We start from the raw sequence: 14,847 nt of genomic DNA on the forward strand, positions 1-14,847 counted from the left end.
ATATGCTTGAAGCTTTACAATATGATTTTATACAAAATGCACTAATTGCAGGAATATTAGTATCTATTGCAGCAGGAATAATTGGTTCTTTAGTTGTTGCAAATAAGATTACTTTTTTAGCAGGAGGTATTGCCCATAGTTCTTATGGTGGAATAGGTTTAGCTATATTTTTAGGTATTCCAATACTTTTTGGTGCTACAGTTTTTGCTGTTGCTACAGCTATTATAATCTCTGCACTTACTTTGAAAAATAGAAATAGAATAGACGCTATCATTGGTATAATGTGGGCTTTTGGAATGGCTATAGGGATAATATTTGTAGATTTAACACCTGGATACAATGTTGATTTGATGAGTTATCTCTTTGGTTCAATAATAGCTGTTTCAAATGATGATATAATATATCTAACAATATTAGATTTTTTTATAATTGGCTTGGTGATCCTTTTTTATAAGCAGATTTTAGCGGTGTCTTATGATAGTGAATTTGCTTTGTTAAGGGGAATAAATGTAAAGTTTTTTTATACTTTAATTTTAATCTTATCAGGTTTAAGTGTAGTTGGGGCTATAAAAGTTGTAGGACTTATTTTAGTTATAGCCTTATTAACAATACCAACATATATGGCAGAGATTTTTGTAAAAAAATTATCTTCAATGATGATTTTAAGTGCAATATTAGCCACTTGTTTTACTTTAATTGGTCTTGCAATTTCTTATTATTTTGATATAAGTTCAGGAGCAAGTATTATTGTTGTTGGTGTAATAAGTTTATTAATTTCAAAACTTTTAGGAAGAAAATGAATAAAAAAATAGAATTAGGAATTTTAAATATCCTAAAAGTAAATAGAGTATCAGAACCTGGTCTTTATCTAATATCTTTAGATGAAGAGGAAGTACTGCTTCCAAACTGTTATGTTACAAAAGAGATGCAAATAGGTAGTGAAATAGAAGTTTTTATTTACACAGATAGTGAAGATAGATTAGTTGCAACTACTTTAAAACCATATGCTATGAAAAATGACTTTACTTGTTTGGAAGTTGTTGATATGGCAAAATTTGGTGCATTTTTAGATATGGGCTTGCCAAAAGATTTATTAGTACCAAAAAATAGACAAAAGTCTACATTTCAAGTGGGTAATAGAAAAGTAATCCAAATCGTTGAAGATGAAAATACACATAGACTTATAGGAACAGAAAAATTTTTATTAGAAAAAAGTCCTAAAAATTTAACAAAGAATGATGAAGTAGAGATTTTAGTTTATATTAAAACTCCTCTTGGATTTAAAGTTGTAGTAGATAATAAATATGAAGGTTTAATCTATCATAATGAAATTTTTGAAAATGTAAATGTTGGTGATAGAAAAAAAGCTTTTGTTAAATATATTAGAGATGATGGTAAACTTGATATCTCATTACAAAAAATTGGTGCAAAACAAAGTGATGACAATCAAAATAAAGTATTAGAAAAACTAAAAGAAAATAGTGGAGAACTAAACTTTACATATAAAAGTGATGCCGAAGATATTAAAGAGACTTTTGAAATGAGTAAAAAAGCATTTAAAGCTTCACTTACAAAACTTTTAGAAGAGAATAAAATAGAACTTTTAGAAACATCTATACGATTAAAGTAAACAATATAAAAATAAATAAGTTTATTTTTATTGACTTAAAGTCAAAAATATATAAATATTGATAAACTTATATTAGAATTTATAATTAAGAATTTATTTATAATCTTAAATTATAATTTCGCCAAATTTTATAAAAAGGGAAGATATGGCAACAACTAAACTAAAGGGTAACCTAGTAAACTTAGCTGGTACAGAAGTAAATGTAGGAGATAAAGCTCCTGAAATAAATGTTGTAGGACAAGACTTATCTGATATTAAAATTGGTGGGAAAGCACAAGTTATAGTTGTAGTTCCGTCATTAGATACTGCTGTTTGTGCAGCAGAAACAAGAAAATTCAATGAAGAAGCAGCAAGAACTGATGCTGAGGTAGTAGTTGTATCTATGGATTTACCATTTGCAATGGGAAGATTTTGTACAACTGAAGGAATTGAAAACTTAAAAGTTGGAAGTGATTTTAGAAATAAAGATTTCGCAAATGCATATGGTGTATTAATTGCTGATGGACCACTTGCAGGTGTTGCTTGTAGAGCAATTTTTGTTACTGACGCTCAAGGTGTTGTAACATATAAAGAGATTTGTCCAGAAATTACTGAAGAGCCAAATTATGAGGCTGCTTTAGCTGCTATTAAATAGATCATATTTTATCTTTAAAAAAGGGAAAGAAGGTATTTAACCTCTTTCCCTTTTTTTATGGCTACACATTTACTAAACGCTATTATTTTAAAATTTCATTATCACAATAGGAGTTAATATGAATATATTAAAAAAGCCTTCTTGGCAAATAAGTGAAAATGAAGTTACTCCCAAAGAACTTTTTGATAAAAGAAGAGATTTTTTAAAACTAGGTGCTGCATCTTTAGTTGCAACATCTTCAGTTATTGAACTTTTTGCAAAAGAGTCTTTACCTTTAAAAAATTTAAATTATATAGAAGATAATAATCCAAATAAATTGGAACTAAACAGTTATGAGCAAATAACTTCTTATAACAATTTTTATGAGTTTACTACAAGTAAAGAGGGTGTAAAACCTTTATCTAAAACTTTAAACACTAATAGCTGGGATATTATTGTAGATGGTTTAGTTGAAAAAGAGATGATAATCAGATTTGAGGATTTATTAAAGAATTTTCAATTAGAAGAGAGAATATATAGATTTAGATGTGTTGAGGGTTGGTCTATGGTTGTACCTTGGATTGGCTTTAAATTATCAGATTTTATAAAATATGTAAAACCTCTTTCAAAAGCAAAATATATTAGATTTGAAACTTTATTTGATGATGAGATGTTCCCTGACCAAGCTAGAGGTTTTTTCTCAACTATATCTTATCCATATGTAGAGGGCTTACGTCTAGATGAAGCAATGAATGATTTAACCATATTAGCAGTTGGACTTTATGGTTCATCTATGCCCAAACAAAATGGAGCACCAATTAGATTAATTGTTCCTTGGAAATATGGATTTAAATCTATCAAATCAATTGCAAGAATAAGTTTTGTAGAGGAAGAACCTTTAAACTCTTGGCAAAAAGAAAATCCAAAAGAGTATGGATTTTACGCAAATGTAAATCCAAATGTAGATCATCCAAGATGGAGTCAAAAGAAAGAGAGGGTTTTAGGTAAATTTTTTAAACAAAATACTTTGATGTTTAATGGTTATGAAAAAGAAGTTGCATCATTATATGCAAATATGGATTTGAAGAAATATTTTTAAAGAATGCATATGAAGAAAGGAATCCTAACTTTTTTATTGTTTTTACCATTTTTTTTTATTGTATATGAAGTTTTTATTATAAAAAATGTAATTGATCCTATAAAATATATATATACATATACAGGAATAAGTGCGACAGTATTACTTTTTGTTACAGTAAGTTTATCTTTAATAAAAAAATGGATAAATCTTATTAAATATAGAAAAATAGTAGGTTTGATGGGATTTTTTTATGCTTTATTACATTTTCTAAATTTTATTATTTTTGATGCACAAGGGGATTTTTCATTTATAATAAATGAAAGTTTTGATAAACCATTTATTTATCTTGGAGTTATAGCTTTTTTTATACTACTTTTTATGGCTATTACCTCTACTAAAAGATTATTTAAAAATTATGTTAGGTACCATAAGCTAGTTTATATATCACTTATTCTTATTACAATACATTTTACAATGGCACAAAAATCTTTTGTATTAATTGACTTACTATTTATAATAATAATATTGATTATTGGATACTTTAAACTTCTACAATATATTATTAAAAAAAATAATTTTTAATTTCGACATAAGATAAGAGTTGATTATAAAATTTTATAATTAAATGGTAAGTAATGTATTTTTTTGTTATAATTTAATTATTATGCAAATGGAGTTATCATGAAAAGTTGGAGTATAGGAAGTAAATTGAATTTACTTATTTTAGTAAGTTCTATAGTTGGTTTGGTTATTGCCTTTAGTATGTTTTCTTTTTATTTAGGAAACGTTAAATTGGGAGTTTATAAAGAAGCAACAAAAAATTTAAACTCAATTGTTAAACAAAAGGTTTTAGCTAAAGAGGAGATATGTATATCAAATGCAGTATCAATTGCAAATGATGGAAAAATAGTTGAAGCTTTAAAAAATAAAGATAGAGATGAACTTGTTTCTATTATGCAAAAACTTTCAAAAGATTTTAAAGATAATACAAACTTTAAAAACATAAAAATACATCTTCATGACAATGAAGGAAACTCTTTTTTAAGATCATGGAAACCTGAAAAATATGGTGATAAACTTTTAGATATAAGAGAAGCTATTTCAAGTGTTCACGCAAATAAAAAAGCAGTAGTAGGAACAGAGGTTGGTGTTTCAAATGTAAATCTAGTAGGTGTTGCACCCATAACTAGCAATGGTGAATTTATTGGAAGTGTAGAGTTTAAAGCTGGATATAATTCAATTATAAAAGATGTGAAAAAATATTATCACTCTAATGTATTAATGTTATTAGATAAAGAAAAAATTTCTAATAAGTCTATTCTTGAAAAACTTAAAAAAGTAGGAAAATATGCTTTAAATCAAAAAACATATGATGAACAGTTTGCAAATTATGTTTCTTCTTTAAATCTTTCAGATATTGAAAAAAACACTTATTATGTAGGAGATGAGTACTTTATTACATTAAATCCAATTGTAGATTATTCGGGGGATAAAATTGGTTATTATGTAGTTGGTGAAGAGATTAAACATATTGAAGAGTTAGTAGCTCATTCCCAATCAATTATATACATGGCTTTAGCACTAATAGTGGTTATTTTACTTCTAATAAGTGTTATAATTGCTATTTTCTCAAGAAAAATTATCATAAAACCACTAAAAGAGTTAGATAATGCAATTACTTCAATAAATAAAAATTCAGACACTTCAAATAGGGTGGATGTAGAAAGAGAAGATGAAATAGGAAAAGTTGCACAAAATTTCAATAACTACTTAGATAAAATAGAAAATGGAATAAAACAAGATGCTAAAGTTATAGAAGAAGCAATTGATATTGTTCATAAAGCTAAAGAGGGATTCTATACATATGATATAAAAGAAATTGCAAGCTCTCCTCAAGTTGAAGAGTTAAAACAAAAAGTAAATGAGATGTTAAAAGTTACAAAAGATAACTTATCAATTATTACAAATGCCCTAATTCAATATGGTAATGCCCACTATGATTATTCAATTGATGCAAAAAGTTCAGGTAATGTTGGATCATTAATTAAAGGAACAAACGCTTTAGGAACTTCTGTATCAGAGCTTTTAAATATGGTAGATAATTCTAGTAAAAGATTATCTACAAATGCTGAAGCGTTAGCCTCAACTTCTGAGCAATTATCAGCATCGTCTTTACAACAAGCAGCTTCTTTAGAAGAAACAGCAGCAGCTATTGAAGAGATAACTTCAACTATTACTCAAAATGATGAGAAAACTAAAAAGATGTTAATAATCTCAAAAGAGATGGAAGCAACAAGTCAAGAAGATGATAGATTAGCCCATGAAACTGGAAAATCAATGGAAGATATTAATAAAGCTACAGATGATATTGTAGATGCAATTACAATAATTGATCAAATTGCATTTCAAACAAATATTCTTTCACTTAATGCAGCTGTTGAAGCAGCTACAGCTGGAGAAGCAGGAAAAGGTTTTGCAGTAGTAGCTCAAGAGGTTAGAAATCTAGCAAGTAGATCTGCTGAAGCTGCTAAAGAGATTAAAGATTTAGTTATTTATGCCCAAGAAAAAACAAAAAATGGTAAAGGTACAGCTGACAAGATGGTAGAGAGTTTTAACTTTTTAAGTTCAAAAGTATCAGAAGTAGCTTCTTTAGTAGGGGAAGTTTCAGCTGCTTCAAATGAACAAAGACAAGGTATGAACCAAATCAATGATGCAATAAACCAATTAGATAAGTCAACCCAAGAAAATGCAAATGCTTCAGAAGCAGTATCTCAAAAAGCGATGGCTTTAAGTGAGTTATCTTCACAATTAGTTTCTATTATTCAAAGAACAAGCTTTGATAAATCAAAAGAAAAATCGGTGTGTAATGTAAATCTTGTATTTGATACAACAAAATTAAAACTTGATCATATCTCATTTAAAGAAAACAACTTTAGCAAAGTTGGGCAAGGTGAATCATGGAAAGTAAAAAATCACCATGAATGTGATTTAGGTAAGTGGATAGAAGCTCATTCAAATGAAGGATTTACAAAAAATAAAGATTGGGAAGATTTATTAAAAGCCCATGAAAATGTTCACAGTTGCGTACAAAAATATATAGATGTAGATTCAAAAGATAAAAAAGATAGTCAATTAATTGGCATCGCAAAAAATATTGAAGAGAATACAACAGCTGTATTTAATTATATAGATAAAATAAAAGAACATAAATGCGATGAAATGAGATTAGAAAGAGGGCGTGATACATTTAAAGAGGAAAAAGACCCAAAAAAATACCATAAAAAAATTAATGAGTACAAAAAAGAGGAGTCTTTGCACGATAGAAAAGGTGTTATAAAAGACAATAGTAAGGACGATGAATGGGAAAGTTTTTAGTCAATTTGTAACATTAACTATTGATTAATACTCAATACCTTAGTGATGGTATTTAGAAGAGTTACTGTGCTACTTTTGTGTTCATAGTATCTAGTACAGAAACTTTTCTTACTGTTCTTCTTCTAAGGTATTTAGTATATTTCTCTAATGTGATATTTGCAGATTTATGACCTAACATAGAAGATACCCAAAGTAAATCTTCTCCATTTGATAACATGTTACTTGCAAAAGAATGTCTTAGTTGATATATTCCTCTTGTTTTTAGATTACATTTTTTTAAGAGTTTTTTCCAATTACTGGCTAAAGAATTAGAATCAAGAAAATGTTTATCTGTACAAGGAGAAATAAAAACATACTCACCAAGTCCAGTTAATCTTTGTTGAGATTTTAAAAATTTTTCACATTGAGGAAGCATATCAATTACTCTTTGAGAACTTTTTGTTTTTGGAGATTGAATAAACCCTTTTGTTATAGTTCTATTTACTTCTATTGTATAATTAGTAAAATCTATTTCACTCCATTTTAAACCTAAAACTTCACCAGTTCTAAGACCTGTAAAAAAGTTAATTCCTATAAGGTTTTTAAACCAATTAATTTTACAAGTATCTAACAAGTACATAATTTCATCAAATGTAAAAGGATTTAATGAATAACTTTTTGTAAATCTTGGTTTTGAAATAACTAAAGGAGTAGTTTTTATGTACTCCCTTAGTATTGCTTTCTCAATAGCTGGCTTAAAAACTGATAGAGCATTTATTAAAGTACTTCTATCACTAAATGTTTTATACCATTTTTCTATATCAATAGGTTTTATCTCATTGATAAGCGTATCATTAAAATAGTTTTTTATTCTATTTCTAAAAATACTTTCATATGCTCTATAAGTTGTTTGTTTTAGAGTTTCTTCTTTTTCATCTAAAACCTCTTCACAAAGCTCAACAATAGTTGGAACATTTTTATTAACATCAAACTTTTTAAAGAACTCATCATTTTTATAATATGATGTAACTAGTTTTCTATTTTCTTTTGTATCTTTTAATTTGGTAGATACTCTTTGACCATTTATTCTGACATATAGTATGTCATTACGAGAGTAAAATTTCATTTTTTCTCCTTGAAATTTACAATCGCACTTTCTATAAATTTGATTTTAACACGATTACCATTAAGATTTTTAGTGTAATGAATACCTTGTTTTAATCTTCCATCTTTCATCATCAAATGAAGAGTACTATCACTAACATTTAGATACTTCTTTACTCCTGCTCTTTTAGATAAATCAAGTTTAGGAACTAAATCGTTTTCTAGCTTTTCTAATCTAGTATGTATCTGTTCTAAATAATTTAGAAGTTTAGGAATATCTTCTAAGTTCTCAAATGCTTGGAGATTCATCATCCACCTCCACTTTAATAACTTCTGGCATTAAACCTCTAAACTTCAATTCTCTTAATGCAACATTATACATATCACTAAACCATTGTGATTCATGTTGAACATTTTGAATCTTATCTGCATATCTAAATAGTTCATAATCATTAAGCTCTACAACTGATACAGTTCTAGTTGGAGTTATTATTGAGCCATCTTCTAATTGTCTTAATCTTTTGATATTTCCTTCTTTATCAATAATATCTATATCAACATATCTTTGTTTGATTTGTTCTTTTTTAGGCTTTGGATTTAATATAGAATCTTTTGCTTTTAAATATAGCTCTTTTAAATACTCTATATCTAATGTAAGATTATTTATATATGCTTTTCTAATAAGTCCTAAGTATTCAAACTCAAACTTGTTTTCATCATATATTGATAACTTTCTTTTTACTCTTTCTAAAGATATTGTAGATTGTAAAAAAGATTCAATGTTAAAATCATTTTTAATCTCTTCCCAAATTGGATGTGTTTTAGCTTGATATTTATTGTTTTGTAAATTAGCTTCTGAAATAGAACTTGTATCTATTAGTCTAATTTCATCCATAGCGTTTTGAAATAGATTCTTTGTATTAGATAATACCTCTTCTACTGTTTGAATCTCATATTGTCTTAAATGTCTTCTATGTAATTGAAACTCTATATTAAATATTGGTTGTTCCATGTCAAAGTCATTACTTAAAAAGTACTCATTCATAATCTCAAACTTTTTAGATTTCTTTAGTTCTAGACTTTTATTGTAAAGTCTTAATTTAAAAGGGTCTTTCCCTATATAAATAGTTTGAGTTGAATTTGCATCTCCAATTTCATTAATAGTTGAATATTTTCTTTTTCTAGTTACAAACATATCTTTTTTTACAAAAGAAAAGTCATGTTGAATAAAGCAGTTTATATCTACTCTTGTAATAGGTATAAAATTAGTTATATATCCATCTAACATTTTTTTGAGTAATTCAATAATAGAATTAATACCAATAGTATAAATACCATTTCCTTGAAGCTGTACTCTAATATCATTTAATCCTCTATTATCTTTTATATCTTTAAATCCAATTCTAAAAAGCTCATGTTGAGACTCTTTAAAAAAGTAAAAACCTTCTCTTCTTCCTAAGTATTGTAAAGTGATATCATTTATTTTTATATGGATATCTTTCTTTTCAAACTGTATTTCTTTTTTTCTAAAGACTCCTTTTATATCTTCCATTTGGTCTAATATGTCTAAGTATAAATTGTCATATTCCTCATTAGATTCAAAGAAGAAGTATAAAGAGTCTATGCCATATATTTTTTTCATGGTTTCCTCTTTGTTATATTTGTTGTTTTAATTAAGTGTTCTAGGAAGGGGTATTACTATTAATAAATATACCCCTTTTCGTCTCTCAAAGAAGAGCTGAGAAAAAGTGTGTCTCCCCACACTTTTGTCTCATCTTTCTTTGGCTAAACGCCATAGAAGCTATATTGTTTAGAAATGATTCCAACATCTACGCTAACTTCTTTGTTTATTTTGTCTCTATAGAGCATAATTCTAGTATCAGGTATAGAGATTGTATGAAGCTCTTTTATCTTTGTTCCATTAGCTCTGATTGTTTCTACTAAGATTTGAAGTTTTGCTTTTACATCAACTTCTAATCCATCCTCTTTTTTGTATTTACTTTTATCAACTATATTGATAAGTTGTCCTACAAGTTTTAACATTGTTTTTCCTTTGTAATTTTTATTTACAAAGCGCGCTATGTATTAATTAGATATCTGATTGGAAGTTTGACAGATTTTTTATATTTGCTCAATGCAAATATGAAAGTTTTTATCTTTTGATTTTGTATTGACTTTTTTTCAAAGATAATTGTAGTAAGTCTCTAAAAAGTTTTAAAAACCTAGGGTTATCGTAAATAGGATGTTTCTTTTTATTCTTTTGAGTAATTTTCTCCATAATTGGTTTATCAAAAAATAAATCTTTTAATTGAATTTCTTTGTTTAAATCTCTAGCATTATATTTAAAATAATCAATATCTACAATATTTTCTAGAAGGTCATTTAAAAAATCTATAAAATCAGTTTGATTACCAAAGCCATACCTATTAATTTCACTAAATGGAAAAAGTGAAATAGTCCAAAATCTCATACTATGAATAAAATCAGTTTCTTTTAAACCTTGTGAAGCATTTAGTCTTTTTTTCATTTTTAGTATAATTTTTAGAATCTCTATATCATTTTCATTTTTTAAATATTTAAATGTATTCTCATTAATAGTGCTAAGAATAATTATTGCTTCATAAGGTTTTTTTTCAAAGTTTTTTATACCCTTAAGTATTCTTTCTAATTCTTCATTTTCATTTACTAATTTTAGAATATCTTCAACATCATTTTTTATAGACTGAAGTACCTCTGATATATCTCTATTTGAAGAAAAAGCAACTCCTTTTTCTTTAAGTGGAATAGTATCATCATCTTTTATTTTTAAAAATTCATTCATGAGATTTTTTTGATAGTTTATTATAAAAAACATATCAAATAATGATTTTGAATATTTGACATTATCGATTATCTTTACTTCATCATTTAATACTAATTTTTTTAAATTGTCTTCAAAATCATAAGAACAATTTTCATTAAGGGAATAATGAAATTTATTAAATGTATTATCAATGATATTTTCTATTTCTTTTTCATTAGTCTTTTCAAGTTTTGGGGCTACTATTTTTAATAAACTATCGAATAGTTCTGAGAAGTCAACTTTTGTATTATGTTGATTTTCCCAATTTCTATTTGCAAAGATTTTTAATCTATGTGTATCAATTAGCTTTTCAAGTTTTTTGTATGAAGTATTTAATTTATTCATACTTTTTATAGAATTTATGATGTAAGTTATTGAGTTCTTATAATTCATAAAATTATTATATATTAACTTTATTGAAACAATAAAATATTTTTATATTCAAAGTTAATTTTATTATCAAATTAATTATATATATGTATAATTAATTTAAAATATTTTGTATAAAGAACTATTATGAGATTACTTTTTATTTACTTTTACAAAGAGTTCGCAACTTTTGAAAAAGACAGCATTGTACATCTATCTAAAAAATATAAATTTACTTTAGATAATGAAAAATCCTCTGAAAATCAATTTTATTTTAAAAAAAAAGAAAATATTGATTTTATAAATGATTTTTATTCAGAAAATATAGATATAGGTTTACTTCTTGGTGAAAATGGCACAGGTAAAAGTGTACTATTAAATTCTATAAGAGATGAAAAGAATGATTATTCAATTTGTATATATGAAGAAAGAGATAAGTTTTATATTTTAGATAATAATTTAACAAAATTGAGAAGACATAAATTATATGGTGAGTTTAACATTCCTTATGAAGAGGAATCTGACTTTTTTGTAAGAATAGATAATAAAAAGATAGAGACTGAAAGAAAATTCAAATCGATATATTATAGTTCTATAGTAGAAAAAATAAATAAAAATCTAAAAGATGACTCTAATATTTCAGATGTTGAAATACTTTCTAAAATCGATGGAGACTCTTTAGATAAAAAAATTGAATTACTTGAAATAAGTGATTTACATAAAATGTATAAATTTAATTATAATTATGCAATAAATCCATCAAAAACATTTTTCAAAGATGCAAAAGAGTTTATTAAAGATTCATATATTTTACTTTTTCAAAAAGTGATGGAACTTTTAAATAAAAATAAAGAGTATGAAAAAATAGAAAAGATTTTTGATAAGTTACCTAAGTTTATTATGGATGATATTGTTGAGTATTATTTAGAAGAAAAAGAAATATTTATTGAGGAAATAAAAGAGAACCAAAAAATTGTTAAAGAGTATTTAGAAGTTTATAAAAAAAATATTTATAACTATTTGAGAATTGGAAAAATTGATGTAGATGAAGAACTTTTAAAAATAAATAAAAGAGCTGTTGAAAATGAGAACAGATTATTTAATGATGATTTTTTTAATGAATTATCTAAAATAAATTTTGATTTAAAGAGAGAAAATATAAAAGTTATATTAGAAAGTGTAAGAAAACTTTTTAAGATTAAATATAGACGATATCGAACTAAGGATTTTGAAGATAATTCAAAGAGAATGTTAATGTATTTTGGTATAGAAAAAGCATTTGAAATGTGTTTGGAACGACTTAAATCTCGAGATAAAAAAATAGATGACATAAAAAATGTATTTGAAATATATAAGTTGTATTATTTAAGACAAGAGATGGGATATAATAGTTTTATTTTAATTGATTTATTTAAAAAAGGAAAATTTGAAGATATCTTATTATTAGACAAAAAAAATAAATCTATTCAACTCTCAAAAGATAATAAAGTGATAGAAGATAATAAAGAAAAAACCCTAAATGAGATAAAAAAAATTGTTGAAGATAATTACTCTTCATTTTATAATATACTTATAGATAAATTAGAAGATGTTGATGATAATATATTAAAATTATTGATAATAAAAAAGGTTGAAAAAGAAAAAAATACTGAGAAGGCTAATTATGATAAAACAGATTATAATAGAGCTTCATATGTATGTTTGGTTAGTCTTTTAAAAAGTGCTTTTATTGAAGATGAAGAAAAAAAATATTTATTAAATATTTTGAATGAGAAAGAAAAGTTTATAGAGTATAATTTACTGGTTATATATAATCAAAAATATAAAGATAATTCTCCTATTGACTCAAACTCAGAACTAAACTTTCAAAAATATAAAAAATTTGTAAAAGATGGAATTCAGCCTTTTAGTTTTTCTTTTGAACCTCCTATTTCCTCAGGACAAAAAGCAAAAGAGGTAATAAATGCAAGAATAAATGATGCAATTCAACAAATAATTAAAGAAAATAAAGATGAAAATATTTTAATACTTTTAGATGAAGCAGATTTAAAACTTCATCTTGAGTGGCAAAGACAATTTTTATATGATTTAATAGAGTTCTTAAAGACATATAGTGAAAATAAATTTTATATACTTTATTCTACACATTCACCAATGATATTATCTGATATTACAAATGATAGGGTTGTGTTTTTAAAAAAAGAAGAAAATGCAAAATTTTCAGAAGATAAACAAGATTTTACTAAAAGTACCTTTGGTGCAAATATTTATGATATTTATGCAGATAGCTTTTTTGTAGATGATTTTATGGGTAAATTTGCACAAGATAAAATAACTTATATAATAGAACGGATAGAGTCTCATGGAATTGATAAGCAAACAATTACAGAAGAAGAATCCAAAAATCTTTTAAAAGTTGTAAAAAATATAGGTGAGCCACTTTTAAGAAATAAATTAGAAGATGAGATAAAGTCTTTATTTGAGATTAAAGATGATATTGATGAGATTGTTGAGAGTTTGAAAAGTGAGAGGTTTGAAGAGATAAAAAAAGAATTAGATAAATATACTCAAGATAAACAAGAAAAGATATTAGCAAAACTATTTGGAAATCAAAATGATTAAAGTTGATAATAGTGCTAAAAAAAGAGTTTTTTGTAATTCTGATAAAAAAGAAGTTTTGGACTTAAAACAAAAAGTAATAGAAAAAATAGAAGAGATAGAAAAAACGACTAAAAACTACAATGAGTTAACAGTTTTTGAGAGAGAACTTTATATTGATACTATCTCAGTATTTAAATTTAAAAAGTTGATTGATAAGCAAATTACTAATTTATTAAGAAGTAAACTATCAGATGATTTTAAAGAGGAACTTCGAACTTTGAAGAATGACTTGTATTTTATCTTAGTTGCAGATATTAATACTATAAAAAACTATTTAAAAACTAAAATTGCTTTAAACTCGTTATTGATACATCAAGGGGATAAAAAGTTAAAATCAAGTGATTTTAAAAAATATCAAAAAAAGTTCGAAACACTGTATAGTGAAAATTTGAGTAATATTAAATCATCTTTTAAAAGACCTTTTTTTGATTTATTTGAAGATATAAATGTTTGTCCATATTGCAATAGAAATTTTATAAATCCAATTTATAAAGAGCATAGTTTAAGTGGAGATAATAAAAATCAATCACCTGATATAGAACATTTTTATCCAAAATCAATTTATCCATTTTTATCTTTAAGTATCTCAAATCTTTTACCATCTTGTAGCTTTTGCAATAAAATAAAAAGTGATGTTGATACTTATAAATATAATTGTCTTAGTCCATATGAAATAAAGAAAAATGATTTTAGATTTGATTTTAAATTTAAGTCTAATCAAGTAAAAGAAGTAAAGCTTATGTCAAAAGAGCCTCGTTGTAAAAATTCAGAGATTTTAAATCTTGAATCTTTATATAATGAAGTTCATAATAAACAAATAAATGAAATATTTGATGATATTTTAAAATATCCAAAAAGCTATAAAAGGTCTCTTGGAAAATTTAAATTAACTGAGAGTGATTATAAGAAAATATTTAGAAATTATTACGATGAAAGAGATTTTAATAAACATCCTTTATCTAAGATGACTAAAGATTTATATAATCAAATAAACGGACTTATTTAAAAGATTTAGTTTTATCAACAATAAAATGTTAGGGTGTTATAATTATATGAAATATAATATTAAAAAACTGTGTTAATTTTGTGCTAATTTTTAAAATATTAAATAGAATTTTTCATATGTTAATTTTTATTAAGTTTATAGAAAGTACGATTTTAAGGGATTTGTCTTTTTATTAATATATTAAAAA

General features: G+C 25.1%; 13 protein-coding genes. 8 read left to right on the top strand and 5 right to left on the bottom strand.

The genetic code is table 11. The features are described from left to right. The first annotated feature begins 2 nt into the window (after positions 1-2). The 6 genes from ACKU3H_RS07275 to ACKU3H_RS07300 all read left to right on the top strand — a co-directional run bounded on the left by ACKU3H_RS07275 (position 3) and on the right by ACKU3H_RS07300 (position 6,699). On the top strand, positions 3-800 hold the full coding sequence (locus ACKU3H_RS07275; protein ID WP_320036312.1) for a metal ABC transporter permease: 798 nt from the start codon (positions 3-5) through the stop codon (positions 798-800). Continuing rightward, on the top strand, positions 797-1,630 hold the full coding sequence (locus tag ACKU3H_RS07280; protein WP_320036313.1) for a S1-like domain-containing RNA-binding protein: 834 nt from the start codon (positions 797-799) through the stop codon (positions 1,628-1,630). The genes ACKU3H_RS07275 and ACKU3H_RS07280 overlap by 4 nt, the downstream gene beginning before the upstream one ends. Positions 1,631-1,775: 145 nt before the next feature. Beyond that, on the top strand, positions 1,776-2,264 hold the full coding sequence (tpx, locus tag ACKU3H_RS07285; RefSeq protein ID WP_320036314.1) for a thiol peroxidase: 489 nt from the start codon (positions 1,776-1,778) through the stop codon (positions 2,262-2,264). Positions 2,265-2,382: 118 nt separating this feature from the next. After that, positions 2,383-3,342: a protein-methionine-sulfoxide reductase catalytic subunit MsrP gene (gene msrP / locus ACKU3H_RS07290; RefSeq protein WP_320036315.1), complete on the top strand. Its 960-nt coding sequence runs from the start codon at positions 2,383-2,385 to the stop codon at positions 3,340-3,342. A 9-nt stretch (positions 3,343-3,351) separates the two neighbouring features. Further along, positions 3,352-3,906 carry a ferric reductase-like transmembrane domain-containing protein gene (locus ACKU3H_RS07295; RefSeq protein ID WP_320036316.1) on the top strand — a complete coding sequence of 185 codons (555 nt, stop codon included), beginning with the start codon at positions 3,352-3,354 and terminating at the stop codon, positions 3,904-3,906. Positions 3,907-4,005: 99 nt separating this feature from the next. After that, complete coding sequence (locus ACKU3H_RS07300; RefSeq protein WP_320036317.1) at positions 4,006-6,699, top strand: methyl-accepting chemotaxis protein; 2,694 nt, start codon at positions 4,006-4,008, stop codon at positions 6,697-6,699. Positions 6,700-6,760: 61 nt separating this feature from the next. On the opposite strand, the gene ACKU3H_RS07305 is transcribed toward ACKU3H_RS07300, so the two are convergent. From ACKU3H_RS07305 to ACKU3H_RS07325, 5 genes are all read right to left on the bottom strand, one after another. Continuing rightward, the gene (locus ACKU3H_RS07305; protein WP_320036318.1) at positions 6,761-7,804 is read right to left on the bottom strand and encodes a site-specific integrase; all 1,044 of its coding nucleotides are present in this window, start codon (positions 7,802-7,804) and stop codon (positions 6,761-6,763) included. Continuing rightward, complete coding sequence (locus ACKU3H_RS07310; RefSeq protein ID WP_320036319.1) at positions 7,801-8,094, bottom strand: hypothetical protein; 294 nt, start codon at positions 8,092-8,094, stop codon at positions 7,801-7,803. The genes ACKU3H_RS07305 and ACKU3H_RS07310 overlap by 4 nt, the downstream gene beginning before the upstream one ends. Further along, positions 8,072-9,424, bottom strand: coding sequence for a hypothetical protein (locus ACKU3H_RS07315; protein ID WP_320036320.1), 1,353 nt, complete (start codon positions 9,422-9,424; stop codon positions 8,072-8,074). Before ACKU3H_RS07315 ends, ACKU3H_RS07310 begins: the two co-directional genes overlap by 23 nt. Positions 9,425-9,567: 143 nt before the next feature. Further along, positions 9,568-9,825, bottom strand: coding sequence for a hypothetical protein (locus ACKU3H_RS07320; RefSeq protein ID WP_320036321.1), 258 nt, complete (start codon positions 9,823-9,825; stop codon positions 9,568-9,570). Between the two features lie 109 nt (positions 9,826-9,934). Continuing rightward, complete coding sequence (locus tag ACKU3H_RS07325) at positions 9,935-11,017, bottom strand: hypothetical protein (protein ID WP_320036322.1); 1,083 nt, start codon at positions 11,015-11,017, stop codon at positions 9,935-9,937. Between the two features lie 123 nt (positions 11,018-11,140). Between ACKU3H_RS07325 and ACKU3H_RS07330 the strand changes: the two genes are divergently transcribed. Together ACKU3H_RS07330 and ACKU3H_RS07335 are read left to right on the top strand one after the other, a co-directional pair. Further along, on the top strand, positions 11,141-13,615 hold the full coding sequence (locus ACKU3H_RS07330) for a hypothetical protein (protein WP_320036323.1): 2,475 nt from the start codon (positions 11,141-11,143) through the stop codon (positions 13,613-13,615). Continuing rightward, a complete protein-coding gene (locus ACKU3H_RS07335) occupies positions 13,608-14,660 on the top strand; it encodes a hypothetical protein (protein ID WP_320036324.1) in 1,053 nt (350 codons plus the stop codon). Before ACKU3H_RS07330 ends, ACKU3H_RS07335 begins: the two co-directional genes overlap by 8 nt. The last annotated feature ends 187 nt before the right edge of the window (positions 14,661-14,847 follow it).

Source organism: Halarcobacter sp., assembly GCF_963675975.1.
Taxonomy (GTDB): Bacteria; Campylobacterota; Campylobacteria; order Campylobacterales; family Arcobacteraceae; genus Halarcobacter.